General features: G+C 50.9%; 22 protein-coding genes. 7 read left to right on the forward strand and 15 right to left on the reverse strand.

The features are described from left to right. Positions 1 to 67: 67 nt before the first annotated feature. Both M2277_RS10560 and M2277_RS10565 read left to right on the forward strand, forming a co-directional pair. A complete protein-coding gene (locus tag M2277_RS10560) occupies positions 68 to 190 on the forward strand; it encodes a hypothetical protein (protein WP_006207919.1) in 123 nt (40 codons plus the stop codon). Positions 191 to 287: 97 nt separating this feature from the next. Next, positions 288 to 1,448 carry an N-acetylglucosamine-6-phosphate deacetylase gene (locus M2277_RS10565; protein ID WP_280754735.1) on the forward strand — a complete coding sequence of 387 codons (1,161 nt, stop codon included), beginning with the start codon at positions 288 to 290 and terminating at the stop codon, positions 1,446 to 1,448. A 242-nt stretch (positions 1,449 to 1,690) separates the two neighbouring features. Here M2277_RS10565 and M2277_RS10570 read toward each other — a convergent pair whose 3' ends face one another. Beyond that, a complete protein-coding gene (locus M2277_RS10570) occupies positions 1,691 to 3,691 on the reverse strand; it encodes a prolyl oligopeptidase family serine peptidase (RefSeq protein WP_280754736.1) in 2,001 nt (666 codons plus the stop codon). A 326-nt stretch (positions 3,692 to 4,017) separates the two neighbouring features. On the opposite strand from M2277_RS10570, the gene M2277_RS10575 reads away from it, so the two are divergent. From M2277_RS10575 to M2277_RS10585, 3 genes are all read left to right on the forward strand, one after another. Beyond that, positions 4,018 to 4,602, forward strand: coding sequence for a nitroreductase family protein (locus M2277_RS10575; protein WP_063478467.1), 585 nt, complete (start codon positions 4,018 to 4,020; stop codon positions 4,600 to 4,602). 100 nt (positions 4,603 to 4,702) lie between these two features. Beyond that, positions 4,703 to 5,074 carry a hypothetical protein gene (locus M2277_RS10580; RefSeq protein WP_006207923.1) on the forward strand — a complete coding sequence of 124 codons (372 nt, stop codon included), beginning with the start codon at positions 4,703 to 4,705 and terminating at the stop codon, positions 5,072 to 5,074. A gap of 247 nt (positions 5,075 to 5,321) precedes the next feature. Next, positions 5,322 to 6,152, forward strand: a complete 831-nt coding sequence (locus M2277_RS10585) for an aldo/keto reductase (RefSeq protein WP_280754737.1) — start codon at positions 5,322 to 5,324, stop codon at positions 6,150 to 6,152. A gap of 85 nt (positions 6,153 to 6,237) precedes the next feature. Here M2277_RS10585 and M2277_RS10590 read toward each other — a convergent pair whose 3' ends face one another. From M2277_RS10590 to M2277_RS10630, 9 genes are all read right to left on the reverse strand, one after another. Next, positions 6,238 to 6,843: a PadR family transcriptional regulator gene (locus tag M2277_RS10590; RefSeq protein WP_280754738.1), complete on the reverse strand. Its 606-nt coding sequence runs from the start codon at positions 6,841 to 6,843 to the stop codon at positions 6,238 to 6,240. A gap of 4 nt (positions 6,844 to 6,847) precedes the next feature. Continuing rightward, a complete protein-coding gene (locus M2277_RS10595; RefSeq protein WP_280754739.1) occupies positions 6,848 to 8,350 on the reverse strand; it encodes an MDR family MFS transporter in 1,503 nt (500 codons plus the stop codon). Positions 8,351 to 8,637: 287 nt separating this feature from the next. Then, complete coding sequence (locus M2277_RS10600; protein ID WP_006207927.1) at positions 8,638 to 9,045, reverse strand: VOC family protein; 408 nt, start codon at positions 9,043 to 9,045, stop codon at positions 8,638 to 8,640. Between the two features lie 351 nt (positions 9,046 to 9,396). Further along, positions 9,397 to 10,458 carry a BtaManbiosPhlase gene (locus tag M2277_RS10605; RefSeq protein ID WP_006207928.1) on the reverse strand — a complete coding sequence of 354 codons (1,062 nt, stop codon included), beginning with the start codon at positions 10,456 to 10,458 and terminating at the stop codon, positions 9,397 to 9,399. Between the two features lie 55 nt (positions 10,459 to 10,513). Then, positions 10,514 to 11,458: an MTP-1 family protein gene (locus tag M2277_RS10610; protein ID WP_006207929.1), complete on the reverse strand. Its 945-nt coding sequence runs from the start codon at positions 11,456 to 11,458 to the stop codon at positions 10,514 to 10,516. A gap of 42 nt (positions 11,459 to 11,500) precedes the next feature. Continuing rightward, positions 11,501 to 13,141 carry an alpha-glucosidase gene (locus M2277_RS10615; protein ID WP_006207930.1) on the reverse strand — a complete coding sequence of 547 codons (1,641 nt, stop codon included), beginning with the start codon at positions 13,139 to 13,141 and terminating at the stop codon, positions 11,501 to 11,503. A 146-nt stretch (positions 13,142 to 13,287) separates the two neighbouring features. Then, positions 13,288 to 14,127 carry a carbohydrate ABC transporter permease gene (locus tag M2277_RS10620; protein WP_006207931.1) on the reverse strand — a complete coding sequence of 280 codons (840 nt, stop codon included), beginning with the start codon at positions 14,125 to 14,127 and terminating at the stop codon, positions 13,288 to 13,290. After that, positions 14,114 to 14,992, reverse strand: a complete 879-nt coding sequence (locus tag M2277_RS10625; RefSeq protein WP_234972779.1) for a carbohydrate ABC transporter permease — start codon at positions 14,990 to 14,992, stop codon at positions 14,114 to 14,116. The genes M2277_RS10620 and M2277_RS10625 overlap by 14 nt, the downstream gene beginning before the upstream one ends. Positions 14,993 to 14,997: 5 nt before the next feature. Next, the gene (locus M2277_RS10630; protein ID WP_280754740.1) at positions 14,998 to 16,317 is read right to left on the reverse strand and encodes an ABC transporter substrate-binding protein; all 1,320 of its coding nucleotides are present in this window, start codon (positions 16,315 to 16,317) and stop codon (positions 14,998 to 15,000) included. Positions 16,318 to 16,670: 353 nt separating this feature from the next. On the opposite strand from M2277_RS10630, the gene M2277_RS10635 reads away from it, so the two are divergent. Both M2277_RS10635 and M2277_RS10640 read left to right on the forward strand, forming a co-directional pair. Then, a complete protein-coding gene (locus tag M2277_RS10635) occupies positions 16,671 to 17,702 on the forward strand; it encodes a LacI family DNA-binding transcriptional regulator (protein ID WP_228029888.1) in 1,032 nt (343 codons plus the stop codon). A 43-nt stretch (positions 17,703 to 17,745) separates the two neighbouring features. Further along, positions 17,746 to 19,473, forward strand: a complete 1,728-nt coding sequence (locus M2277_RS10640; RefSeq protein ID WP_051449343.1) for a phospho-sugar mutase — start codon at positions 17,746 to 17,748, stop codon at positions 19,471 to 19,473. A gap of 86 nt (positions 19,474 to 19,559) precedes the next feature. Here the strand turns inward: M2277_RS10640 and M2277_RS10645 are convergent, their stop codons facing one another. From M2277_RS10645 to M2277_RS10665, 5 genes are all read right to left on the reverse strand, one after another. Then, positions 19,560 to 22,019 (reverse strand): UvrD-helicase domain-containing protein, encoded by a 2,460-nt coding sequence (locus tag M2277_RS10645; protein WP_280754741.1) that lies wholly within the window; start codon positions 22,017 to 22,019, stop codon positions 19,560 to 19,562. A gap of 534 nt (positions 22,020 to 22,553) precedes the next feature. Then, positions 22,554 to 23,807, reverse strand: a complete 1,254-nt coding sequence (locus M2277_RS10650; RefSeq protein WP_280754742.1) for an anti sigma factor C-terminal domain-containing protein — start codon at positions 23,805 to 23,807, stop codon at positions 22,554 to 22,556. After that, a complete protein-coding gene (locus M2277_RS10655) occupies positions 23,804 to 24,304 on the reverse strand; it encodes a sigma-70 family RNA polymerase sigma factor (protein WP_006207937.1) in 501 nt (166 codons plus the stop codon). Before M2277_RS10655 ends, M2277_RS10650 begins: the two co-directional genes overlap by 4 nt. A 273-nt stretch (positions 24,305 to 24,577) precedes the next feature. Beyond that, positions 24,578 to 25,339: a stalk domain-containing protein gene (locus M2277_RS10660; protein WP_280754743.1), complete on the reverse strand. Its 762-nt coding sequence runs from the start codon at positions 25,337 to 25,339 to the stop codon at positions 24,578 to 24,580. 55 nt (positions 25,340 to 25,394) lie between these two features. Then, a complete protein-coding gene (locus M2277_RS10665; RefSeq protein ID WP_280754744.1) occupies positions 25,395 to 26,021 on the reverse strand; it encodes a SurA N-terminal domain-containing protein in 627 nt (208 codons plus the stop codon). Positions 26,022 to 26,069: the final 48 nt, after the last annotated feature.

The following is a 26,069-nucleotide window of genomic DNA, read 5'->3' on the forward strand; positions in this document are numbered from 1 at the left end:
GTGTAATGCGTGCAGAGCTGCTGATTCCGTTATACGAGTGTGTAAACCATCCGGTGTGCTCGGCAGCATGAAAAGAGCGCGCAAAGCGGGTGAACCGAAAGTTATGCTCATCTGTTCTCTGTCTGGAGCGGAGGAGCATGTCGATGAAGCCATGATCACCGCTTCCGCTGCCTGGGAAAGCGTCATATGAACAAACCTGTGAGGGTAATTGTGTAATTTAATGAACTTGCACAGATATCGAGTTCATTTATGCGAAGAACAAGTATAGAACAGTTAGGGGGACGCCTATGTTGTGGCGAGGTAAGCTCCCGCACACCGGGGCACTGGTAGAAATAGAGGCTTTAGATGGACGAATCGCGGATGTGCGGCCGTTGGGTCAGCATGAGACATCGGCGAAGCTGCCCTGGATCAGCTGCGGCTGGATCGATTTGCAGGTCAATGGTTTTGGCGGCTGCGATTTGAACGGCACCGTGACATCGAGGAGTGATATCGAAGGCGTGACGCTGGCGCTGCATCGCCGGGGCGTTGCTTCCTATTTGCCAACCGTCATTACAGGCAGTTACGACCGGATGCGTCAGGCATTCACCGCTTTATCCCAATATGTCCAATCCAGGCATTTGGGAAGTGCCTCAATTGCAGGCATTCATATGGAGGGACCTTATCTATCCGGTGAAGACGGCAGTCGTGGGGCGCATCCGAGAGAGTACGTCCGAAATCCGGATTGGGATGAGTTTCAGCGGCTCCAGGATGCGGCGGACGGGCTAATTCGGATGGTAACACTTGCGCCGGAGCGTGAGGGGGCGGTTCCTTTTATTGAGAAACTGGTTAAATCAGGCGTTGTGGCAGCGATCGGGCATACGATGGCTACCGGGGAGCAGATCGAGCAAGCGGTGCAGGCAGGGGCGACGGTGTCGACCCATCTGGGGAACGGCTCACAGCCGATTCTGCCGCGGCACCCCAACTATATCTGGCATCAGCTGGCTGATGACCGGTTATGGGCAACCTTTATCCCGGATACACACCATCTGGCACCGTCCGTGCTGAAAGCCATGCTGCAGGCTAAACGGGAGAAAGCAGTGCTCGTTAGCGATGCCGTCATGTTCGGCGGCATGGCCCCCGGACAGTACAGCAGCCTCATCGGAGGCGCAGTGGAACTGACGGTAGACGGCCGCCTGCATACGGTAGAGAATCCGGCGATACTGGCCGGTTCCGCTTCTTCCCTGGACGTCGGTATTGCGAATGCGATTCGCTATACGGACATGACGCTGGCGGAAGCGATAAGCGCGGTCACAAGCCGCCCGGCAATGGTGTTGAATGTGCCGCAATTAGGCGAGCTGGACATTGGTCGTCCGGCGAACCTGACACTGTTCGATTGCTATGCGGACGGGACGAATATGTCTGTTCGGGAGACCGTAGTTGCAGGTGAGACGGTGTATAGATCTGTTTGATGTCGGGATGGTGAACGAGAGGGGGAGCGTGGGAAGTATTTCACTTTCCATCGGGGTGTGAGTGTAAAGTATGAGCGCGAACCGCCGCGCCCGCAGGCCGCGCAAGTCCCTAAAAGGGACTTGCAGAGCGACCGCCGCGCTCGCAGGCTCTACAGATCAGCCGCGCTCCTTCGCCCAGCCGAACAGCCATAAAAAATCCCCGATGTGGCGCGACACACACGGGGATATTTTTTGGCTTTGTTCTATTTTTCGATATGTTCTTCGAACCAGCGGACAATATGGCTCAAGCGTTTTACCCGCAGATGCGGGTGGCCGCTACGGGACAAGTTGTGGTCCGCTCCCGGGAAGCGGATCAGCTGGGTTTCCCGCCCGAGCCGCTTCAAGGCGATGAACAGCTGTTCGCCCTGCTCGATCGGGCAGCGGAGATCCTGTTCTCCATGAAGGATGAGGAGCGGGGTGTTCATGTCCTTCACGTAAGCGAGAGGTGAATGCTTCCACAGCTTCTCCAGGTCATCCCACGGATTGCCCCAAATCTGATCCTGCGTGAATGAGTAACCGATATCGCTGACCCCGTAGAAGGAAATCCAGTTCGATATTGAACGTTGGGTTACTGCCGCTTGGAAGCGGTCGGTATGACCCACGATCCAGTTGGTCATGAAGCCGCCGTAGCTGCCGCCGGTGACACCAAGACGGGAGGCATCAATATATGTGTAGGTATCGAGAACATAATCCACAGCTTCCATCAGGTCCTGATAGTCACGTCCGCCGTAATCTCCTCTGACAGTATTAACGTGTACCTGACCGTACCCGTGCCCGCCCCGGGGGTTTGTATAGAATACAGCATAACCGGCTGCAGCAAGCAGCTGGAATTCGTGCATGAACGTGTGAGCGTACATGGCTTGAGGTCCACCGTGAATCTCAAGCACAGCCGGAACTTTGGAGCCTTCGGTAAAGCCTGCAGGCTTCATGATCCAGCCTTGAATCGGCCAGCCGTCGGAGGTATGGAACGTAAAGGACTCCGGCGTGCTTAACGTAATCTCATTCCAGAGTTCTTCATTGCAGTGGGTCAGGCGGCGTTCTTTGTCCTCGGCTGCAGAGTAGCTGAACAGATCGCCGGGCTGGAGCAGGTCAGCAGCGGCAAAAATGATTGTATCCTCAGGAGTTAAAGCAAATTGATATACCTCGCGTTCACCCGATACCACCAGGTCAAAAGATGAGCCGTCCAGTGCAAAACGTCCGATATGCACGCCGCCGTCCTGGCTAAGCTGGAGGTATACCGATTGACCGTCCTTGCTGAACAGAGGAGGCGTTCCTGCACCGGATCTCATATCACTTACAGCGGCGTGCCCTAGCTGAACATCCATGTCCGTAAAGAGGACACGGGATTCTCCACCGGAGAGCGGAACGAGATGAATCTTGGTCAGCGTGGCAAACCCGCAGCTGAGATCGCTGGCGAGCATAAGAACATACTGCCCATCCGGAGTGAAAACAATGGACCCGATCGACAGCGTTCCGTCCGTTATTTCGGTTACGGATTTGTCCGTGAGGTCCATCACGAATACATCGTTGGTCAAACGCAGATCGGGATCCGGGAACTGCTCCGTGGCTAGACTGTTGCTGTATGCGATGTGGCCGCCATCCGGCGACCAGGCGAAGGCATATACGTCATAATCGCCATCAGTTATTTGCTTGCATTCCTCCGTTGCCGGATTTACGATATATAGATGATTTCTACGTCCATTCCACAATCCGCCGCCATCGGCTTTATATTTAATGCGGTTAATGATCTTTTCTTCGGGCAGCTTATTTTTATCGTCTTTGCCTTGGTCTTCGCTTTCGGTAGACTCCGCTGCTTCCGCCTCACTTCGAATCAGAAGGCGCGTGCTGTCCGGTGACCATTTAAATGCACTGACACCATGCTTCATGTCGGTAACCGGGCGGGCTTCCCCTCCGTTGGCAGGCATGATCCATATCTGTGGCTTGTCGCCTTTTTTACGCAGGAAGGCGAGCTCTGACCCGTCGGGGGACCAAGCAGGTGCAGCATCGGCTTCGCCGGATGTGAAGAGAATGTCCTGGGTTCCAACTGCAGGCAGCAGACGGATGTGGGAGCGGTAGCCGTCGAACTTTTCGCTGACGGATTTATGTACGTATGCTATAGCTCCGCTTGCGGGAGAGACAACGGGGTCATTTACCCAGTGCATCCGGTACAAATCCTCCGGGGTTATAAGTCGCTTATCAGTCATGAATCATCCTCCTAATCTTCTCTGTGAGTTAACCCTTATTATCCCAGATAATGGTATGAAAATCTAGACAAAAGAGAGAGGTAGATTGTGAACATTTCAATCCAAATGCTAGTAAAATAGAGGGGGAATTACAATAATACTAGGTAATGAGATAGCGGTTTCGTAGTGAAAAGGTCCAGTTAATTTTCTGCTGGTCAATTTATATATGAAATGTGGTTGATAGACTCCGCAGCAGTTCCTCTTCTCTTTTTGTTATAATTGAGATAGACTCTCAATTAGGAGTATGTAAAAAAGATCAACTATATATAGCTCGGGAGGAATCAGATATGAATGTAAGTGAAGCGATCCGTACGCGCCGCAGCCTTGGCAAAGTCAAGCCTGACGCCGTGCCGCAGGAATGGATTGAGCAAATCTTAGAAGCAGGGACCTGGGCGCCGAACCACAAGCTCACGGAGCCGTGGAAGTTTTTTGTGATGCAAGGAGAGGGACGGGACGTTCTGGGTAATGCTCTTGGAGACATACAGGTTGCAGGTGGCGACGATACCAGCGAAGAGGTGGTAGCTGCAGCTCGTGAATCGGGACGCACGAAGGCCTATCGTGCACCGCTTGTCATCGGTGTGGCGGTTGAGCCTTCCACGGACCCGAAGGTGATTGAGCTTGAAGAGTACGGAGCGGTGTTTGCAGCAACTCAGAATATGCTTCTGCAAATCCATGAGCTTGGTCTTGGTGCCGTGTGGAGAACGGGTGAGCCGTGCTTTCATGCCCTGATGAACCAAGCGTTTGGTTTGAAACCAGACGATAAAATGCTGGGCTTCCTGTACATCGGATATCCGGATATGGAGCCGAAGCAAGGAAAACGTCAACCGGCAGCGAGTAAGACCGTATGGCTGAATAGTGCTGCAGACCTGTAGTTTATCTACCCTCGGCAGCGAAAATCCGGTATAATTAACCCTAAGTTTGTCGAAGGGTGTAATGGCATCCGGGCGATTGACACTAGGGGAGTGTACATGGATGAAATTTCGATTCAAGTTGTGGGATCTGGGCAGTAAACTTATTTTTATAGCAACCTGTTTAGCGCTGGCTTCCTTCTTTTTTAAATGGCTGGATATTGGCGTGGCTGCAGAGAACGGCTTTTTGCAGGGCGGCGCGTTTTTCATAGTATGTTTTATCTATCCATTTCTGAAAGTGGTTCGCGAGAAGAAGATGAACAAGATTATTGCATACGCTTTTGCGCTTGCAGCGATTATCTTGACCATGATGTACGTATCGTCCAAAACGGTTGATTTTTTTGGGCAGACAATCAGAGGGGCTGCTGCGGGGCCGTATCTGTTCATGGTATCGTGCGGGCTGCTGAGTTTTGGGATTTTCAAACGCAAATATTAGATTCCTGCTGCATGCACATGCAAATTATAAGAATCAAGGGCTGGACCTGGAAGTGGCTGATGGCTGCTGGGGACGGCCCTTTTTTCTCTATATAAGCGTGATCACAACCGGATCAGATGGAAAAAAACACAAACCGAACATGAAGCCCTGGCATGTGATGTAACATTGAGCGTGATACTGGGCTTTTGATATACTTAAGAGAGCGGCTTTTAACCGCAGTATTACACATCAGGGAGGGATTTCTTCAATGGCCAATCAAACTTTTACCGATGGACCTACTTTAAATGACGGCGTCAAAATGCCGTGGCTGGGCCTCGGCGTATGGAAGACCAAAGAAGGCGAAGAGGTTATTCAATCCGTAAAATCAGCAATCGCTGCAGGATACCGCAGCATCGATACCGCAGCTGTCTATGGCAATGAAGAGGGCGTGGGGCAAGCTATTCGCGAATCCGGCGTTTCGCGGGACGAGCTGTTCATCACAACCAAGGTATGGAATGAAGACCAGGGTTATGAGAAGACCCTGCAAGCTTTTGAGACGAGCCGCAAGAAGCTGGGACTGGATTTCATTGATCTGTACCTCGTGCACTGGCCGGGAAAAGATAAATACCTCGATACGTGGAAGGCCTTGATTCATCTGCAAAGGGAAGGACTTGTCCGTTCCATCGGCGTCAGCAACTTCCAAATCCGCCACTTGCAGCATATCATGGAGGACACCGGCGTTGTTCCGGTTGTGAACCAGGTGGAATTGCACCCGCTGCTCTCCCAGAAGGAGCTCCTGGGGTACGCGCGCGAGAATCATATCGTTCTGGAAGCATGGAGTCCATTGATGCAAGGCAACCTGGATCAACCGCTGCTGGCCCAGATCGCGGAGAAATACGGAAAAACAACGGCGCAAGTCATTCTGCGCTGGGATATTCAGAATGGCATTATTGTCATTCCAAAATCGATTAAAGACCATCGTATCCGTGAGAATGCCGGCATTTTTGATTTCGAGCTTTCCGCAGCGGATATGGCGGCCATTGACGGTTTGAACCAAAACAAACGTTTTGGCTCCAATCCGGACGAATTCCTGTTCTAGAATCTGCCTCTATCTTATAAAAAGAGCGAGTACAACCCTTTTGACGGGAAGTTCTCGCTCTTTTTTGCATATTCCGAGATAGGACCTACAGGGATGAATTGGCTCCGCGATCCTCCTCATCGGAGGCATCCTCCGGAAACAGCGGTTCGCCTATCGTGCCAAGCTTTCCTTGCACGAGGTCTTCATGCAGTCTTTTTAGCCAGTTCAAGTCGGTCCTGGCGTGTTCATACAGCCCGATCATGAGGTGCTGGGCGCTGCGGGGAACGATATGTTTGTGTTCCTCATACAGTTGGTACGCATGATTCACCCGATGCTCCGCATCCCGGATACGGGATTGCAGGATAGGGGCAAGTACGGCTGGGTCTGCGTGGCGTGAGAAAGGCAGGGCGATATAGAGCGGGTGGTGCACAGGCTCGATGTCCCTGAATTTCTTGAGCAGCAGCTGTTCAAAAAGCTTGTGTCCGGCATCCGTGATCCGGTAGATGGTTTTGTCCGGCCGGCTGTCGCTGTGTATGGTTTCGACCGCCTCAATGCATCTGTCCTCGGCGAGCCGGTCTACTGCGTAATAGAGAGAGCCCATCTGAAGTTTGGTATACTGATCCATCCCGCGATCCTTCATCTTGATCCGGATCTCGTACGGATGATAGTCACCCTCCAGCAGCAAACCCAGAATGGCTAGTTTCATCGACATTCCACTAGGCTCCCTTGACCTTACTAGGAACGGCCACCCGTTCGTTGCCCATCATGAGCACAAACACCAGAGCCAGCACCGCTGGCACAAGCGCCCACATAAACGTATTTGATATGGAATCGGCCAATGAAACCGTGACTTGCTCGCGTACGTTCGGAGAAAGCTGGCCCATCACCTCGGGCGAAAGCACCACATCCGCATTCAGCGGGACACCGGCCGGTGCATTCCCTGCGGCTTCAGCAAGTCGGCTGTTCAGGCCATTGCGCTGAATGATACCGAAAATGGTGATCCCGACCGTCATGCCGAACGAGCGGAGGAAGGAGTTCGTCGAAGTGGCTGCACCACGCTGTCTGGCATCGAAGTTATGGATGGAGGCCATGCTCAGGGTGGAGAACGAGAACCCGACGCCAAAGCCGGTCAGGACCATGAAGATCGTCAACAGGTAGCGAGGCGTATCAGGATTTATCGTGCTCAGGCAGAAAATACCCGCAATAAAGCAAAACACCGACAGGATCATAATGTTCCTGAACGAAGTTCGAGTTGTGAGCATACCGCCGCCTTGGCTGCCGGCAACGCTGCCGAGCATCATCGGCATCAGAATGAGGCCGGAATTGGTTGCGGTTCCGCCATACACTCCGCTAACAAAGATCGGAATGTAGATGGTTGCCACGATAAAGGTTGCGCCATAGAACAAGGCCACGATATTGCTCGAGGCAAACAGGCGCTTGCGGAACATCTGGAACGAAATGATCGGCTCAGCTGCCCGGGTCTCCGCGAAGAGAAACACAACGAACAGGGCAATGAATCCCCCGAATAAGCCCAAAATTTGCGGTGAGTCCCATGCAAAGGTTTGCCCGCCCAGCTCCAGACCGAACATTAGGCAGATGATGGCACCTACAAGCGTTGCGGCTCCCGTCCAGTCAATCTTCTGCTTGGCATGGGAACGGGTCTCCTTATAGGAAGTCATGATGAAAATAAAGGATACGATCCCGATTGGAACGTTGACGTAGAATATCCATTCCCAGCCAACGCTATCGGTAATAAAAGCACCCAGCAGCGGTCCCATAATGCTGGAGGTACCGAATACGGCACCGAGCAAACCCGTCATTTTACCGCGCTTCTCCGGCGGGAACAGGTCAAACACGATGGTAAACGCAATCGGCATAAGAGCACCGCCGCCGATTCCTTGAATCGCCCGGTAAATAATAAGCTCTGTCATGTTGTTGGCCATCCCGCAGAGGGCGGAACCGATCAGGAAGACAACCAGCCCGAATATAAAGAACCGTTTCCGCCCGTACATATCGGACAGCTTGCCGAAGATCGGTGTGCCGGCCATTACGGCAACCATGTAGATCGAGGTTACCCAGACGACTTGGTCGAAGCCCTGAAGATCGCGGATAATCGTCGATAAAGCCGTGGCTACAATCGTGTTATCGATGGCGGCCATGAAGATGCCCAGCAGCAGACCGGCCACGACCAATTTGATGTTGCTTTGTTGTGCATTCATGTTAAGAATACTCCTTTTCCATATTCAACTATGTATATATTATTCAAATTTGAATAATTCGGTGGTTATATTGTAGCCGGATTAGCAGATGTTGGCAAGATGTTTAATGGCACTGCCTGTCCTTACATTCTGGACAAGAAAAAACAAGGCCAACCCCCTAATTGCGGGATGACCTTGTAACGCAATCAAGCAGCTGCCAGAGCGTATCTTTACATCAAGCTGCCTAGCAGAAATTTTGTTATTCCTATGCGGTATTTCGTGTGATAACGGGATGAGAGCGAGTATATTCAGCTGTTCATCTGCGGGGATCTGGCGTCTAGCTGCATGAATTCGATCCGGTTACCGTCCGGGTCCCTGGCCCAGCACTGCATATTGAAGTCTTTTCCTTGAACGGGTTCAACGTCGAGTGTTATGCCCTGCTTGCGAAGATGCTCCGCCAAGCTGTCGATATCTTGAACCTCAAGACAGAGATGGGAGAACCCGACAGGCCGCTGTACATGTGCCGGTTTATTTTGACCACCGTAAAACAACTCGATAAACTGTCCATCACACACCTTAATGTACTCAATCCATGGCTCGCCCTGATCGTTCGGGATATCAAAAGCGCGGGTAAAGCCAAGAACGTCGCAGTAAAAATGCAGGGACTTCTCCATATCGGCAACATCAAACGCCAGATGGGCGATTCCTTTAATCATGACGGCATTCCTCCTCGGTATGTATATAAGCTTGAGATCAGATGATTTCATAAGACTATTGTAGCCCATTTTGTATACGCTTCCATATATATATTTGCAAAATCGGAGAAATAAACCCGGATGTTATCCTTGGGGCTCAGCAGCTGTGCTTCTTCAGGCTAAGTCATTTCGGCATCCCGTGTAGTGTGATATCAATATACCATCATATGCAGATGCCAAAAAACCAAGACCTGCTAAAGCTGGCCTTGGTTTGGGTGTCAGCATCACGCTGTGGTGTTATCTTCATGCTGCTGTGTCAACAATCATGATGCGGTACTGCTATCAGCAGGGCCTGTTGGACAGGCAGACATCTTATTCGTAAGTCAGGCTATCCAAAATTCCCTTCACGCTCAGCTCAGCGCAAGCCATGGACGTATCGGCTACGCCGTAATACATCTTCACGACATCGCCATCCACCAGCGCGCCGCAGGAGAAGACCACGTCTCCGAAGAAACCGTTCTTCTCATAATCGGCTTCCGGCTCCATGATCGGATGATTGGAGCGGGCAATTACTTTGGATGGATCGTTCAGATCCAGCAGCAGGGCGCCCATGCAGTAGCGGTGATCGAGCGTTGCGCCATGGTAGAGCTCCAGCCAGCCCTTTTCCGTGCGGAATGGCACGGCTCCGCCGCCCATACGGCCGCTGTCCCACATGCCGTCACGGAGTCCGGCAAGATGTTTATGGTTGCCCCAGTACAAGAGGTTATCGGATTCTGCAATCCACATTTCCGGATTACCCGTACTCTTTGTGGTCGGGCGGTGCAGCGCATAGTATTTGCCGCCTATCTTCTCGGGGAAGATCAGCACGTCCTTGTTGTCCGGTCCGAATATCATCCCGTGATGCGTGAAGTTCACGAAATCCTGTGTGGATACCATCGATTCACCGACACCGACCGGGGACACGGCGGAGAAGTAGATATAATACGTATCCCCAATTTGCGTGACGCGTGGATCTTCGATACCGAAGGATTCCAGCGACTGCGCTGGATAGACCAGCGGCTTGTCATCTATGGTAAATCGATGTCCATCTTTGCTGCGAGCCACTCGAATATAAGACAAGGATGTCAGATATTCGAAGGTGGCGCTGTGATTCACATTGCGAATGACGCGAGGGTCTGAGAAGTCATAACGCGGATCATCGGTACGGAATTCCAAAATATCCAGCTTCTGCGTTGCTGCGTTGAATACAGGCGCTTTGACAATCATCGGGTCAGCACTGACCGGACGTTCCGCAACGCGGAGCAGCAACAGCACCTCACCGTTATATTCGGCTACGCCTGCGTTAAAAGCGCCAATTACTTCAAAACCTTCATGATACGGCTTCACATCAGCCGGTGTAATGAGAGGGTTCTCCTCATATCTGTATATATTCATGGTTGTTTACCCCTATCCAAATAAGCGTTTTTTTTATATGAGAACGGCTGTAATGTTACTGTTCGAACTTGAGGAATGGGTCCTGAATGGTGATGCGATGTGCTTCGGCATCGCTGATTCCGGCATAGAGATCGGCGGTTCCGTTCGAATGGCGAACGAGACCTCCGCTGAATACGACGTCAGCCAGATCCGGACGCTTGGTTTCCCCCGACAGGAATTCGGCACGTACAGCAATCAATTCCATATCACTGAATTCGCCAGTCTGCGGGTCGAGGGCAAACACCATGGGATAATAGTGGCGATCACCGGCTTCATCGAAGCTGGCCACATGACCGAGTACGCCGACAAGCCCATTTCTCAGAATGTGCAGTTCGTTAGCCCCGCCCCATTCTGAATCGATAAATTGATCTGGCAAGAGAGGAGCATCGTTCACAAGCTCTACCGTCACATCATCCAGCGACTTTACCTTGGTGAACCCGATTTTACCCCGGCCGCCTTTTTCACCTTGAGGACGGGTGAACACGCCAATCTCACCGCTTACCAGCTCCGCGAGGCGTAGATCCTTCATTGCATCGGGGCCTGTGAAGAAAGGGGAGAGCTCATTCAGCGTTTTGCCTTTCCGGAACACGGTTCTCCACATCAGCGCATTCTCCATCGCAGGATGCGGGAAGATCTCAACGCCCCCCAGCACCAGTTCGCCTTGGATGAAGGTAAAGAACGGATCCTGCAGCGTGAGGACAGGTGCGCCCCCCAGGGGCATCCAAGCCCCGTCCTTTTCCATAAAAAAGTGAATTTCCGAATGCTCGCTGTCCCGCGATTCCACCCGGCCTGCAATCACGGTGACCCCATCGATCCGGAATGGAGCCGTGATGTTATACACGTCTTTGTCGCCTACGCCGGTAAAATGCAGTTTAACCGGGTTTTGAACGTTAGACTTCCTGTCTTGATATTCTTGCAACAGCACTTTGCATGTTTTCACTGCGGATTTATTCATTGCCACTGTCATGCAGCCTCCTTATATAAACCATATAATAATTGCGTCCTAGGAAAGCCAGACCACTGCCGTATGAGGGGGGATTTCGATAAGAGACCCGCCGATCGGTACAATCTCGTCACTAGCCGCTGCCATCTCCAGCTTCTTATCGGACCAATAGGAGAGGTCCAGCCTAAGCGGCTCGCTCCCGAACTGGAGCACGATGACGGCTTCATCGCTACCGGAGCGTTTGGTATATGCGATTGCGTCACCTGTCAATCGTTCGAGTTTAACGTATTCACCGGCCGCGATGGCCGGATATCGGCTTCGGAGCGAGAGCAGCTTTTTATAAAAAGAATAAATGGAATCTGGCTGCTCCCGCTGCGCTTCCGTATGAATCCGTTCGTGCCCGGGACCCATCCCGATCCAGGGTGCCGCTTCCGAGAAACCGCCGTAACGGCTTCCATTCCACTGCATGGGGGAACGGGAATAATCGCGGCTCTTGGCCCGGGCGATGCTTAATGCTTCTTCTTCCGTTTTTCCATTCTTAAGGGCGATCTCATAATGGCTGATGCCTTGAATATCCCGCATATCCTGGATTCGGTGCGCGATATGGTTTCTCATCCCGATCTCATCGCCATAATAGAGGAAGGGGATACCCTTCGCGGTTAACATAAGGGCTCCCATCAGCTTGGCTCTCTGTTCTTCCAGCTCCGTATTACCTTCGCCGAATCTCGAAATGTGGCGCTGCATATCATGGCTGCTGAAGAACAAGGTTGGAAGCTGGTCAGATGTATGTTGGTCTTCCATCAATTGGAGCTCTCGATATAAATCCGCTGGCCGGAATCGTTCCTGGCTGCCCAGATTGAAATTAAACACCACATCGAGCAGACCGCTGCCGCTGTATCGGCGCAGGATGTCCATATCCTCAGAGCCGACTTCACCTACCATAAAAATGCCTTCCCGTTCATGCACATAGCCGCAAATGTCGCCGATCGCCTCCAGGATCCCATCCTGGTTCTGATCGTATCGATGGACCTGTCTGCCTTTCTCATCTACCGGATTATCCAGGAATTCGCCCGAGACTTTAAGAAAATTGATGACATCAAGCCGGAAGCCGTCGATTCCCTTCTCCAGCCAAAATCCCATAACATCCTTCATCGCCCGGCGGACTTCCGGGTTGGCCCAGTTCAGATCAGCCTGTTCCTTCGCAAAGGCATGGTAGTAATACTGCCCCGTGCCTTCATCCCATTCCCAGGCGCTTCCGCCGAAAAAGGATTCCCAGTTATTCAGTGCGCCTTGTTCATCAGGAGACTTCCAAATATACCAGTCGCGTTTCGGAGAGAGGCGAGAGGATCTGGATTCCTGAAACCAGGCATGGGCAGATGAAGTATGATTCAGCACAAGATCCACAATGACCCGGATGCCCCGCTGATGAGCCTCATGAATGAAATAATCGAAGTCTGCCATCGTCCCATATTGCGGATCGACCGCGTAATAGTCTGAAATATCGTAGCCGTTATCGATCTTGGGAGACAGATAGAAGGGAGTCAGCCATATCCCGCCGATTCCTAGCTCCTCCAGGTAATCCAGCTTGGATGTGATTCCGGGGAAATCTCCGATGCCATCCCCATTGCCATCACAGAAGCTGGGCATATAAATTTCATAAAAGACGGTTTCCTGCCACCACTTTTTTGGATATCGATCCATACGTTCTCCACTCCCGGATGAAAGGTGTTTTCTGTTTTCACCCTTTATTTAAGAAGAAGCCCGAATAGCAGGTTGTAATGTAAAGTACAGACCTCTTAAACGAGCTTCCTGCAGCCATCGGACGTTATTTCGAAAATATCCTGTTTTTATTTGAGACTGAACTGCATGCCTTCCTTGAACTTTTTGCCGAAGATTGCAAACATGATAATAATCGGCACGGTGAGCAGGACGGATGCAGCATACAGCGGACCAGGATAACTGCCATACGGTCCGAACATCTGGGACAAGAGAACGTTGAGTGTCAGCATGTTGTCGCTGCGAACAACGATCATATCCCATAGAAGCTCTGTCCAGCGCTCCATTAGCAAGAACAGGAAGATAACCGCGGTTATGGACTTGGACATGGGCAGCATGATTTTGTACAAAATTTTAAAATCCGATGCGCCATCCAACTTCGCTGCTTCAATAAAGGCATCCGGAACAGCTTTAAAGAAGTTGGTGTACATGAAAATCGCCCATAAACTGACGGCCTTAGGAATGATCATGGCCCAGTACGTATCGTAAAGTCCTACCTTCTGGATGATGAGGAAGTTTGGAATCAGCAGAATGATCGCCGGGAAGAACATATGGAATAACACGAAGTTATTCACGGTATCGCGTCCGCGGAATTTCAATTTGGACAGCGCATAGGCTACCATGATTCCGAACAACATCATAAGGAAGGTGGAGGCAACTGAAACGATGACGCTGTTGAAGAATGCATTCATCCAGGGACGGGCAATGCCGACCTCGCCGCCGGTCAGGAGCCATTCATAGGATTTTAAAGAAAATTTGCTTGGAACGAGCTGCCTGTCCACTTGTGCCCAATCCGCAAACGAGTTGAGCACCATGTACAAGTAGGGGTACACCATGACGAGAAGCAGAAGGGTGGCCAGTACATAGCGGCTCGCGAGACGACGTTTACTATTTTTCTTAGACCCAACCATTTCGTTTCCCCCAGCTTTCCAGCAGTTTACGAATCACGAAGATCGAGATGAACGTGACAATCGATGCCATAATGGCAATCGCGGATGCATATCCTGCTTGCAGATTCGTAAAGGCTTGATTAAAGATTTCCATCTGCCATGTATTGGTTGCAAAGTTCGGTCCGCCACCCGTCAGCTGGTAAACTTCTGTAAAGATGCCGAAGGTTACGCCGAACGAAAGAATGAGTGTTGTATACAGGGCAGGGTACAAGAGCGGCAGTGTGATTTTCCAGAAGCGCTGTCTGTCGCTTACCCCATCAATGGCAGCTGCTTCATAAACTTCTTTGTCAATGCTTTCAAGACCCGACGTCAGGATCAACGCATAATAACCTGTGAACTTCCAGGCCAGAATCAAACCGACGATAAACAGTGCAGAGAAAGGTGAGCCGAGCCAGTCGATATTAATCCCGAAGGTGCCTCTTAAGAACTCGTTGACCGGGCTGTTGTAAGATAGAAAGCCTTGTACGATCAGGGATGCAACAACTCCTGAGGATAGATACGGCAGGAAGAACCCGATCAGGTATACGCTTTTGAATTTAGGCAATCCCTGAATAACAACGGCTACGGCCAGCGACATGGCGGTTACCAGTGGAACAAACAGCATCATGAATTTGTAAGTCACCCAGAAGGCGGATTGCACACCGGGCGCTGCCATAGCTTTTCGGAAATTGTCCAGTCCCACAAAATCAAATTCGGGGGCGATAAGATCCCAATTCGTAAAAGAAAGGTACAAGGACCAAAGCAGTGGTCCCAGAAAAAATACCAGTCCGAAAATAATGTAGGGACTGGCGAAAAGCCAGCCCAACTTATTATTTTGCTTATTAATCATGATTAAAGTTCACCTTCAATCGCTTTCTTCATGTTATTCCAACCGGTTTGCGGATCGATTTCGCCGCGAATGACCTTATTGAAGGCCTCTTGTCCAATTAAAGTTTGCAGTTCATTGAATTTTGGATTATCCATGGCAGGAACGCCTTTGGATACCGTTTCCGCATACAGAGCCAGCTCCGGTTTTTCAGCGAGGATCTGCTTGAAGCCTTCCACTTCATTCAGATCATCACGTGCCGGCGGCAGGTTGGTTTGCTTAAACCATTTCACGTCATTTTCTTCATTGGCATAAACCCATTTCAAGAATTCGGCAGCAGCTTGCTGCGACGCTTCAGGAGCACCGGAGAAAATCACGAGGCCTTTTGCATCCGCATAGGTTTTGGCATTGGCCGGATCCATATGATCCGGAACCGGAGGCAGGGTCAGGGTGAAGTTCTCTCCATATTTAAGTTCAGGATACTTCGTTGCCCACATATCGAATGTCCAAGGACCGATATCAGTGAACACACCGGCGCCGGTTTCGAATGGATCGGTTGCATTCTGGGCCAATATGCCGCCAGCCTTGCGAAGATCATCGACAAAAGTCAGCATTTCAACGCCGGCTTTATCGTCAGCAACCAGGTTTTGGCCTTCAATGAATTTGTTGCCGTCTGAAGCTGCATTGTAGAGCAGGAAGAAGTCAAACCAGCGTTTCCAAGCTGTAGGGTCCGCAAGGTCAGCGCCTTTGGCCCACATATATTTATCCGGATATTTTGCTTTCAGCTTCGCTGTTGCTTCCAGAACCTCACTGTAGGTTTGAGGCGGCTCATTATATCCGATTTCTTTGAGGAAATCGGTACGCCAGCCAATGAGCATCGGGTTAGAGTAGATCGGCAGTACATATTGATGGCCGTCTGCAAATTCCCAAGGGGCAATCGTTTCCGCCATGTTACGGGACTCTACCATCTCTTTAAATTGCGGCAGTTCATCAAGAGCGACCAGCGCTTTACTGTTGGATAGCTGCGCAGCGAATCCACGATTGATATTCTCTGCTACCGTCGGTGCATTCCCGCCAGCAATGGCAGCCTGAATACTCGCTTCGGAACTTGGTGATTCTTTAATGGCGCTAACGTTAACCTTTACGTCCGGATTCACAGCTTCGTATTCTTTGGCCATCTCTTGCCAAAATGCTTGCTGCGGCGGGTTAGGAGCGGCCCAGAACTCAACGGTAGTTACACCATCAGCGCTTTGCCCCCCGCTGCCGCCGCCATTACCACAAGCTGCGAGGACCGTTCCACCTACCAATGTAATTGCCAGAAGCAAAGAAACTCTTGATTTTTTCATGTTGACCCTTCCTCCCAAATGCAATGTGTCTTCCATTAACGGAAGTTTAAATCGCTATCTTTGTAACGTTACAAAATATAATTACTCATTACTGAAAGCGTTATATCAACATTATTATTCATGAATCATGCTTTTGTCAACGCTTTATCATGTGGAATACAACAAACAATTAATTCCTGTGAGGTAAATTACACAAATATATCACTTTACACATTAAACTTGTAATGTTAAAATAATGTTTGTAATGTTAAGCCAAGAAGCTTTCAAATCTCTGATGGTTTTCGGTATAGTATGATGAGAATCCATTCACCCTATACAACTATTCTTACTATAAAGAGAAAGGAACGTTATCCTTGACTAAGCCAAAAATTACGATGCAGGATATCGCAGACCACTTGCAAATCTCCAAGAACTCGGTTTCGCAAGCACTATCAGGTAAAGGCGGTGTCAGCGAGGAGACGCGCAAGCTCATCATTCAAGCGGCGGATGAGTTAGGCTATGTCTATACGGGTAATCGCAAACGATTCCCGGACCAGGAGGACAAGGAAGAATCTACAGGCAGTATTGCTCTTGTAGCAACGGATTTTGCCTTCTCGATGCGGGGCTTTTTCGGGGAAATCTACCTTACGATAGAAAATGAAGTGCAGAAGAGAGGGAAGAAGCTGCTCATTCAATCCATTTCCCAGCAGATGATGAAGGATCAGACGCTCCCCCCTTTTATTGAGGGAAGAGAAGTGGACGGGATTCTGATCCTCTCGCATCTCAGTACCGAATATATGAACACGCTAATCGACACGGGGATTCCTACCGTGCTTATCGATCATCACCATCCCGAAGTGCAGGCCGATGCTATTCTTACGAACAACCGGTTCAGTGCCTATCATGTCGTTAAACATCTCTACGAGCTCGGACATAGAGACATTGGTTTTGTTGGAAATACGTCCTTCTCTCCAAGCTATTACGAACGCCTTGAAGGATTCAGACTTGCCCACTATGAACTTGGGATGGAACTCCAACCGAATTGGATTCTTAGCGATGCGCAGGAAGATCAGGAGTTTATGGAGAAGCGGCTGCAGGAGCTGGATGAACAGCCAACCGCGTGGTTCTGTGTGAATGACGGTCTTGGTTTTATCGTGAATTCCACCATTCGTAATATGGGTTATCATATTCCGGCCGATATTTCGATTATCAGCTTTGATAATGGCCAGCTATCCAGATTGGCTACGCCGAAGACCACCACCATGGGGGTAGATCTCGGTCTGTTCGGTAAAACAGCGATCCGGCAGCTGTTCTGGCGAATGAAGCAGCCCGATGCGCCGCACATGGAGCTGCTGCTGCCGACAACACTCATTGAGCGCGATTCAACGGCAGCCCCGCGCGATTGACTATAATGAACGGATGATTCCCAAGATGGAGGCTGAGTTTAGCATGACCATTCAAACTCAAGAACGAGCGATACAGGCTTACGAACAATGGCTGAGCAGCCGGGTAATTGACGAAGGGTCCAAGGACGAGCTTCGCGAATTAACGCATAACGAGAATGAAATCGTAGATCGTTTCTATAAGGATCTGGAATTCGGAACCGGGGGACTCCGGGGAGTCATCGGCGCAGGCACTAATCGAATCAACATTTATACCGTGGGAAAAGCGACGCAAGGACTTGCTGCTGTGCTGCAAGAGGAGTATGAATCGCCTTCAGCAGTAATCGCTTACGACTCCCGGCATTTCTCACCGGAGTTTGCGCTTGAAGCCGCTTTGGTGTTTGCCGGGAATGGCGTTAAGGCTTATGTATTCGATTCACTTCGTCCGACACCTGAGCTGTCGTATGCGGTTCGGCATCTGAATGCGGAGGCGGGAATAGTCATTACGGCCAGCCACAATCCACCGGAATACAACGGATATAAAGTGTTCGGTGCGGATGGCGGGCAGATCACACCCGATACGGCCTCCAGGGTAATCGAAGCGATCGGACGCATCGGCTCTTTCGAGGAGATCGTTAAGCTGGATCGGGTAGAGGCCGAAGCCCAGGGCTTGCTCGTATGGCTCGGCCAAGAGATTGATGATGCGTATACCCTTGCTGTTGCAGGTGTGAGCCAAAATCCCGAAATCATTCGTGAAGCGAGCGGCGATTACCGGATTGTATTTACGCCCCTGCACGGAACTGGTAATGTTCCCGTACGTGCAGTGCTGCAGCATCTTGGATTTCAGCATGTGGATATCGTGCCCGAACAAGAGCAGCCGGATGCCGATTTCTCAACCGTACAATCGCCTAATCCGGAAGAGCATGCCGCGTTTGAGTTGGCCATCACCCAGGCTAAGGCGTGCGGCGCCGACCTCATCCTCGGTACCGATCCGGATGCCGACCGTATGGGCGCTGTGATTCAAGACGATCAAGAGGAGTATTTTATCCTCAGCGGTAATCAGTCGGGCGCTATCATGTTGCACTACTTGCTAGAATCCATGAAGCAAAAAGGAACGCTGCCGGAGAACGGTGCTATCATCAAAACGATTGTAACCAGTGAGATGGGAGCTGCCATAGCAGCAGCTTATGGAATGTCCGTATTTAATACGCTGACCGGGTTTAAATATATTGGTGAGAAAATGACGCAGTTTGAGAAAACCGGAGAATTTGAATGTATTTTTGGCTATGAGGAGAGTTACGGCTATCTTGCCGGTAATTATGCCCGTGACAAGGACGCTGTCGTTGCCGCAATGCTCATTGCGGAGGCTGGCGCTTATTATAAAGCGCAGGGCAAGTCCTTATATGAAGTGCTCCAGGAACTCTACGATACCTATGGCTATTTTGCCGAGAAGCTGGAGACCAGAACGCTTAAGGGCATTCAAGGCGTACAGCTGATTGGGGGCATCATGAGCGCTTGGCGCGAATCGGCACCAAATGAAGTAGGGGGTATCGAGCTTAGTCAAATCGAGGATTTCAGCCTGGGACTGTATGATCTGCCGCAAGAGAATGTGCTGAAGTTCCGTCTCGCAGATGGAAGCTGGTTCTGTCTTCGCCCATCCGGCACGGAACCGAAGATCAAGATGTATTTTGCAGCTCAGGGAAGCACCAATGAGGAGGCACAGGCGAGGATCGCTGCGCTTACTCAAGATGTCATGGCTCGAATTGATGCCTATATCGAGCCGTTTCAGAAATAGAGAAAGTAGAATAAAGGACTGAACCTGACCGTTCGATGAAGAACGGGGAAGGCTCAGTCTTTTTTGATCATGATGTTTTTCCAACATTACGAATTTGGGCGCCTTTGATGCACCGGGACCTCTTTTTGCCCCCGTTTCATAGGCGATTGGCATAGGGGACAGGACTTGTTCTCCCGGTCTCGTATGTTAGCAGAGGTAGGGGTGCTGACCCGCTGCCAGCCCTTACAGTTTGGGCTGGTGCACAGCCACACATCAACGATCTCTGTAGCAACGCTGGCAGTCTGACTGAGCGAGCTGGAAGCCGAAACCGAGCGCGAGCTCTGGTTTCTATGGCCAGCAGCACTCGCAAGGGCTGGTCTGGTAGAAGGGGATAGGGATGAGTGCTTGGCCGAGGCTTCTATGCTAATCGTCCGTTTAGCCGTAAAGGATGGGCGGGCCATCGATCCACCGACCTTGCCAGGTATGCTATTGCCTTGCTTGCTCTGTTCATCTGTGAGGAACACATCCCGGAAGAAGCGGGAAACCTCCGCTTTCCGTCCCCGATAAAAGCCGGGTGAACTGATAATCAATTCATCCCGTGCTCTTGTGATGGCTACATAAGCCAATCTCCGCTCTTCTTCCAGCGCGTCAAGCGCCTTATCCTCTTTGCCCGATAGAGGGCGCTGATCGTCCCTGCGCTCGGCATCCAGAGCCGACGTATGCGGGAGGATGCCTTCGCTTGCCCCGATGAGACAGACCGAGGGAAACTCCAGCCCCTTGGATTTATGGATGGTCATTAACCGGACCGCATCTGCGTGCTCGTCCCGTTTCATAGCCGCCATTTCCTTATGAACGATGATCAGCCGGTCGACAAACTCGACGAATTCGCTGATTTCGCTGAAGCGCTTTGCCGAAGCCTCCAGTTCATCGAGTCCCTCCTGTATAAATTCCTTATGGAGGGTCATCTCCTGACGCTCGTCCGCCTCCAGAAATTTGTCGTAGAATTGCCGCCTCATTTCCTGCACGGCTTGAAGGGGCTCCATCGCCTTAAGTCCCTTGATGAGCTTGGAGCGCGTCCTTATATTCTCGATCTGAAAATCCTTAAGACCGGGAAACGTGAGCAGGTGGGAAAGAGGACCTTTCTTGGGACGCGGAGCATCCTGCTGCCGGATGAAGGCCATGCCCTTGTCCCGGTTGATGTAAAGGGTGTGGAGCATACCCTCCATCGCCGTGAAATTGCGGCGGTCCAGCGACAGCCGCAGATGGTCCATGAGCGGTTTGACAATCCACTGCTCATAGAACAGATCTCCGTTCTCGTAATGAATGAACGGAATCTCCCGCATCACGAGCTGCTCGAAGATCGCTCGGCTGTTATTCGCGGTCCGGTACAGAATCGCATGATCACGATATGGCTTCCCATGCTCCTGAACCTGCGCGGTGATATGGGTCAGGAGCAGCTCCGCTTCTTGGTCGGGATCGCCGGGACGAAGATACAGCGGCACGCCGCTGCTCTTGCGGGTGGACTGAAGCTGCTTGGGCCGGCGGCGTTCATTGACGCGAATTATTTCATTCCCGAGCCCGACAATCGAGGAGAGGGAGCGATAATTAATATCCAGCGTCACCACCTTGGCCCCGGGGAACGTCTGGTCGAATTCCAGAATGAATTCGTTGCGCGCGCCGTTGAAGCCGTATATGGTCTGGTCATCGTCACCGACCACCATCAGGTTGCGGTGGGGAGCGACGATTTTCTTCAGCAGCTCATAAGGCAGCAGTCCTGTATCCTGAAACTCGTCGACCATGACATAACGATACCGCCGCTGAAGGGAGGCAAGAAGTCCGGGGTCATTAGACAGCAGACGGTAGGACAAGACCAGAATATCGTCAAAATCCATCTGGCCATGATCTTCCTTCCATGCTTCATATCGGGCGAAGATTTGTCTTTGCTCCACTTCGGCAGGGGTTTTCACGGACAAGTCGTCAAGACCGGTCAAACTCATCCTGTAAGCGGACCACAGCGAGAGCAGGGTTTCCGCCTCGTAGCTGTCCTGTAATCCCATTTCCCGCAGGATTCGCTTCATAATGAATTGCTGATGCCTGGAGTTGCTGAGAATTTCTTGTTTGTAACCTCGCGTTCGCAGCAGGTACAGGAAGAAGGAGTGAAAAGTTCTTGCCGTTACCTTGGCGGTTTCATTAGCTCTTAGGCCGGGAAGCGCCATAATACGCTCCTTCATCTCGGCTGCTGCCTTGGATGAGAAGGTGACCAGCAGGATGGAAGCAGGATCGACCCTCTGGGCAGCGATGAGGTAGCCTGTCCGGCTTACCAGCACGGAAGTCTTGCCGGAGCCGGCTCCGGCAAGCGTGAGCAGCGGTCCTTGCGTATGTCGTACGGCCTGGATCTGGGCTCGGTTCAGCAGCAGCCCCTGCGATTCCAAGCCGCGAAAAAAAGCCGCATCCGGCGCGTCATCGCTGATCAGGTCCTGGCTGTTCTCGAAGGAAGCCAGCTTGGCAAACGGAATATCCTGACGCTCACCGCCGTACGGGCGTTTATAAAAGGGTATGGATTTCATGAAATTCACCAATCATTTCGTATTTCGGTTATAGTCTTAACCAGTTTACCGGATTCTCGCAAGTCTGGCAAAGCGCAGGATATGGATGAGACATGGGCTGGCAGCCATTGAAAGGGAGCTTGATACTGTGAATAGGACTAACTTTATAGGGTCGGAAAGTGTTATATTGATGGAGAAAAGTTTAACAAGCAAAAAGCTAAAGGAGGGGCCCCATGTAGGTTGTTATTGTAATATTACAGCTCATTATCATCGGCATTCTGCTGAACATAAACGGCAAACTTAAACCGCGCGATTACATTGCTGAAGCGATGGAGAGAGATCGTAAAGTGCGGGAGGAGCGGGAGAAGCAGCAGCGAATGGAGGCATTGTCGCATGAGAACAGCGATAAGGGCGAAGATCCTTTATGATCTTAATCATTAAGGAGAATAATAAAAAATCCCGGATTTCCTCTCAGAAGCGGGAGACCCGGGATGAGGTAACGATGATATATGATCTGTCATTTCATCCTAATTCCTGTAACAGGATAGTCATCATTCACTGTGCATCGCTCCAATTCCACAGCTGTACTTCCCCGACCCGCAGGTCACGCACCCAGGAGACCTCCCGGAGGGTGAGCAGTTCCTTGACGGGGCCGGTTACAACAGCGCCATAGAGGTGAACGCCGTTTTGCTCCACATAAGCTAAGGAAGCGTCTACGTCTACGAACGGAGCAACCCGCTCGGCAATCAGTTCGTACTCCTGCAGAAGCCGCAGCGATTTCTTGAAATGCTCATTCCGAAGTTCCCCGTCACCGTAGGTTTCTACTGAAGGATAGTGTCCGCCACTGGACACGACTTTGCCGAACCAACCTCTTTTTTCTTCCTCATAGGAGGTCACGGTCAAGTCGTCATGATGCCAGACAGGGTAAGCCGGGAAGCCGATGGGATTCGAGATTACTTCGTCTTCCCCACCGAATCGGGTATCCGGTCCGTTGTCAACCGCAAACCAGACGGCCTCCATATTCCGGTTCTCAAATTGCTTCAGCAGCTCGTCGGTTGTGAAGAAACGGTTAAATGAAACATAGGCCTCGGCTACAGTACCCTCCGGCAGTTTTTCAAGCCGGGACCAGTCACCGCTCTTGGTGGAAGAGTCACCGCTCTTTGGTTCCTCAAGCTTTTCTCGTTCAGCTTCCTCTTCGCCTGCAGAAGAAGTCTCTGAGCTATATTTTGGACGATAGAAAATCTGTGACGAACCCGAGCTGCCATCTCTCCAATCCATTTCGACCGACGGCAGTCCAAACAGGAAGTTGACGGTGTATTGACCCACTGCAACCCGTTCACTCCCCACTTTTTTGAGCATGTCCCCGGACATTTCCTGACTGAAGAAGGTTTTGCCCTGACTGCTTAGCGAAACATCTATGTTAGGTTTGGAGATCGAGATGGCGGAAGCAATGGCATCCCGGTATTTATCGGTTCGGTCCGGGTCGCCAGCACTATAAAATAGCGCCGTTACAATGGAACTAATGACCGTAACAATCAGAAGCAAGGATAATACCGTCAGCGTGTTGGAGACCCGTGCTCTCCATTTGCCTCGGCGGACGATCCGCTTTTCTTTTTTGGGGGAGAGGGCGCTTTGATCGTCGGGGCGCTTGGGCATAGCATTATTAGAGCCTGTATTATCCATCCATTGATCCAGGAAAGCCTGGTATTCTTCCAGCTTTTCCATTTCCCGCTCGACTTCGAATTTTTCCTCGTTACTCAAACGGCCGTCTGCGTAATCCTTCAGTCGCTGCTTGAATTCTTCGCTCATAACGTCTCTTCCTTTCGTTTCATGTCTCGCAGCCGCTGTCTGGCCCGAAATAGCAAAATCTTGATATGGGATAAGGTGATGCCCATAATATCCGCCGCCTCCTGGTAGGTGAATTGATGAAAATCCACCAAGATAATCGCCTGGCGCTGATTCTCCGGAATAGCCGTCAGCATCTGGCCGATTTCATGCCGGACTTCTTGCTGTAGGAGGGTGTTCTCCGGCGTATCACGGTCAACCACCTGTTCGAAAAAAACAGCTTCCTTCACGGTACTGCGGCTGGCTTTGCGTTGATAATCTACATAAGCATTATGGGCAACCCGAAATAGCCATGGCTTGATTCGTTCTTCCTTCCAATCCTCCAGATACAGATAAGCTCGGTAGAAGGTTTCCTGAACCAGGTCCTCTGCCGTATGGTGGTCATAAGAGAGGGAGTACAAGTAACGGTAAACGTCTTTCACATAATGTTGATAAATCGACTCCAGACTGTTCAGTTTTATGTCCTCCTCTCTATATGAAACACGTATAACCGGAGCAAAATGTTACAAGGGATATAAAAATGGAGGCAGGCCCAAGCTCGAAAAGCGCAAAGGCAAAGCCAAAGGCAAAAGTAAAAGCAAATGAGCAAAAGCAAAAGCCCGCCAAGTTGAGCGGGCTCTTTGTATAAAACTATAGGTACGACAAGGGAGTGTGCCTGAGCACCAGAAGCAGTGGGCTCAAGCAAGCGATATTCAGCATCCATGTATCATTAGGCAAGCAATTAGCGCCTTGTATCACTTACTGTTCTTGTCTTGGTAAGCTGTCAGCGCTTTGTACTGCTTGCTGTCCTTTTCGGCATAGTCCAGCGCCGTTTTACCGGACGCATCTTGGATTGAGGCATCCACATGGTGCTGGTTCAGCAGCTTGTCGATGTAAAAGTCATTTTTGTTGATGACGGCCAGGTGAAGCGGTGTCTGACCGTCGAAATTTCGCAGGTTATAATCAAGCTCTCCGGCTTTCCCATCCATCTGAACAAACGGGTCGTATAGGGAGGAATCGCCGTCTTCGATCAAATAGTGCAGCAGCCCGTTGCCGGTTGTTTCATCCTGGGAATACAGTCTGGCTTCCCCGGCAGCAATAACAATATAAATCCTTTGCATATTCAATTCGCCGTTGACCTGGATCAGCTTCCCGAGATTTTTCACCAAATGGCGTTCTTGGGCAGGTGCTCCTTCAGACTCGGAAGGTGCAGTTGGGCCAACCGGGATGGCCTCTCCGTTCGAGGATTTTGGAATAATTCGTACCCCCTCGGTACCGACAGAGCCGACCTGATACCCAAGCGCTTCCGAGAAGTCCCGCACAGGGACATAAAGCTTGTTCTGAATGACAACGGGAGGTTCGGACAGCTTGACTTCCGAGCTGTTCACGACAATTTTAGCAGGGGATGGGACGGCTTTCAGATATACAGCAGCGCCAACGGCGGTACCCGCTGTCAGCGTCACACCGACAATCGCGCCTAGTGCAAAAGCAGGAACAGAAGAGAAACGTTTTTTCATAATATCCTCCCACGGTGGTTTATGGACTTTTACACCATTATATACCAATCCAGTATTATCTCAATTGAATGTCTGGATCAAAGACGACGATTCTCTGTTCATCCAAAGCCATTGTCAACAGATCAGCCTTCAGCTGTTCCTTACTGGTAATGGTGTCAGGCTGGTTTGTCTTCATCTCCGTCGTCAGTTTATTCACTAATCGTTCGATTGATAACATATCCCGATATTCAGGCGGGGAGTAGTCTTCCCAGTATTGATCTTCGCTGATGCCCATCGTATCCAGCATGCGCAAGTGCTGCTCTTGCACCTGCCGCGGCTGGCTCTCAAGCGTCTTTCGAAGCTGCCTTGCTCTTTTAACTCCATCCTGAAGGCTTGCTGCAACGCCCTCGTCGTCAGCCAGCTGCAGCATCAATTCCTTTGTTGCCATCTCTCTGAGGAGTGTGGAGTCATCAGGCAGCGGCGTGTCGCTCTGTGTGAGGTTATTCTTATAGGCGGATAAATCTGTACGCGTGATGTAGGTGGAGTCGACTTGAATCAACGTCTGTCCATTCAGGTCTTCGCGCATGCGATGTTTCTGGCCGGAGCGATCGGAAGCATCGGTAAAGCACAGGATGGTGCTTATCGTCAGAACGCTTGCTACGGCGACACTGAGAATGGTGACGAATTTACGGTTTAATTTCATGCTGTCAATCCTCCTGGCATGAATAAATAGCAGTTTTAATACTAATAT

The sequence above is a fragment of the Paenibacillus sp. LBL genome, from assembly GCF_029893715.1.
In the GTDB taxonomy this organism is placed as follows: Bacteria; Bacillota; Bacilli; order Paenibacillales; family Paenibacillaceae; genus Paenibacillus_AQ; species Paenibacillus_AQ glucanolyticus.

Bases quoted from the DNA above. Each gene is read 5' to 3' on its own strand.
- M2277_RS10630 (WP_280754740.1), bottom strand. From the start codon at position 16,317: ATGAAAAAATCAAGAGTTTCTTTGCTTCTGGCAATTACATTGGTAGGT.
- M2277_RS10645 (WP_280754741.1), bottom strand. From the start codon at position 22,019: ATGAAATCCATACCCTTTTATAAACGCCCGTACGGCGGTGAGCGTCAG.
- M2277_RS10595 (WP_280754739.1), bottom strand. From the start codon at position 8,350: ATGAATGCACAACAAAGCAACATCAAATTGGTCGTGGCCGGTCTGCTG.
- M2277_RS10585 (WP_280754737.1), top strand. From the start codon at position 5,322: ATGGCCAATCAAACTTTTACCGATGGACCTACTTTAAATGACGGCGTC.
- M2277_RS10650 (WP_280754742.1), bottom strand. From the start codon at position 23,807: ATGAGCGAAGAATTCAAGCAGCGACTGAAGGATTACGCAGACGGCCGT.
- M2277_RS10575 (WP_063478467.1), top strand. From the start codon at position 4,018: ATGAATGTAAGTGAAGCGATCCGTACGCGCCGCAGCCTTGGCAAAGTC.
- M2277_RS10615 (WP_006207930.1), bottom strand. From the start codon at position 13,141: ATGGATCGATATCCAAAAAAGTGGTGGCAGGAAACCGTCTTTTATGAA.
- M2277_RS10590 (WP_280754738.1), bottom strand. From the start codon at position 6,843: ATGTCGATGAAACTAGCCATTCTGGGTTTGCTGCTGGAGGGTGACTAT.
- M2277_RS10600 (WP_006207927.1), bottom strand. From the start codon at position 9,045: ATGATTAAAGGAATCGCCCATCTGGCGTTTGATGTTGCCGATATGGAG.
- M2277_RS10560 (WP_006207919.1), top strand. From the start codon at position 68: ATGAAAAGAGCGCGCAAAGCGGGTGAACCGAAAGTTATGCTCATCTGT.
- M2277_RS10580 (WP_006207923.1), top strand. From the start codon at position 4,703: ATGAAATTTCGATTCAAGTTGTGGGATCTGGGCAGTAAACTTATTTTT.
- M2277_RS10640 (WP_051449343.1), top strand. From the start codon at position 17,746: ATGACCATTCAAACTCAAGAACGAGCGATACAGGCTTACGAACAATGG.
- M2277_RS10665 (WP_280754744.1), bottom strand. From the start codon at position 26,021: ATGAAATTAAACCGTAAATTCGTCACCATTCTCAGTGTCGCCGTAGCA.
- M2277_RS10620 (WP_006207931.1), bottom strand. From the start codon at position 14,127: ATGGTTGGGTCTAAGAAAAATAGTAAACGTCGTCTCGCGAGCCGCTAT.
- M2277_RS10660 (WP_280754743.1), bottom strand. From the start codon at position 25,339: ATGAAAAAACGTTTCTCTTCTGTTCCTGCTTTTGCACTAGGCGCGATT.
- M2277_RS10570 (WP_280754736.1), bottom strand. From the start codon at position 3,691: ATGACTGATAAGCGACTTATAACCCCGGAGGATTTGTACCGGATGCAC.
- M2277_RS10605 (WP_006207928.1), bottom strand. From the start codon at position 10,458: ATGAATATATACAGATATGAGGAGAACCCTCTCATTACACCGGCTGAT.
- M2277_RS10565 (WP_280754735.1), top strand. From the start codon at position 288: ATGTTGTGGCGAGGTAAGCTCCCGCACACCGGGGCACTGGTAGAAATA.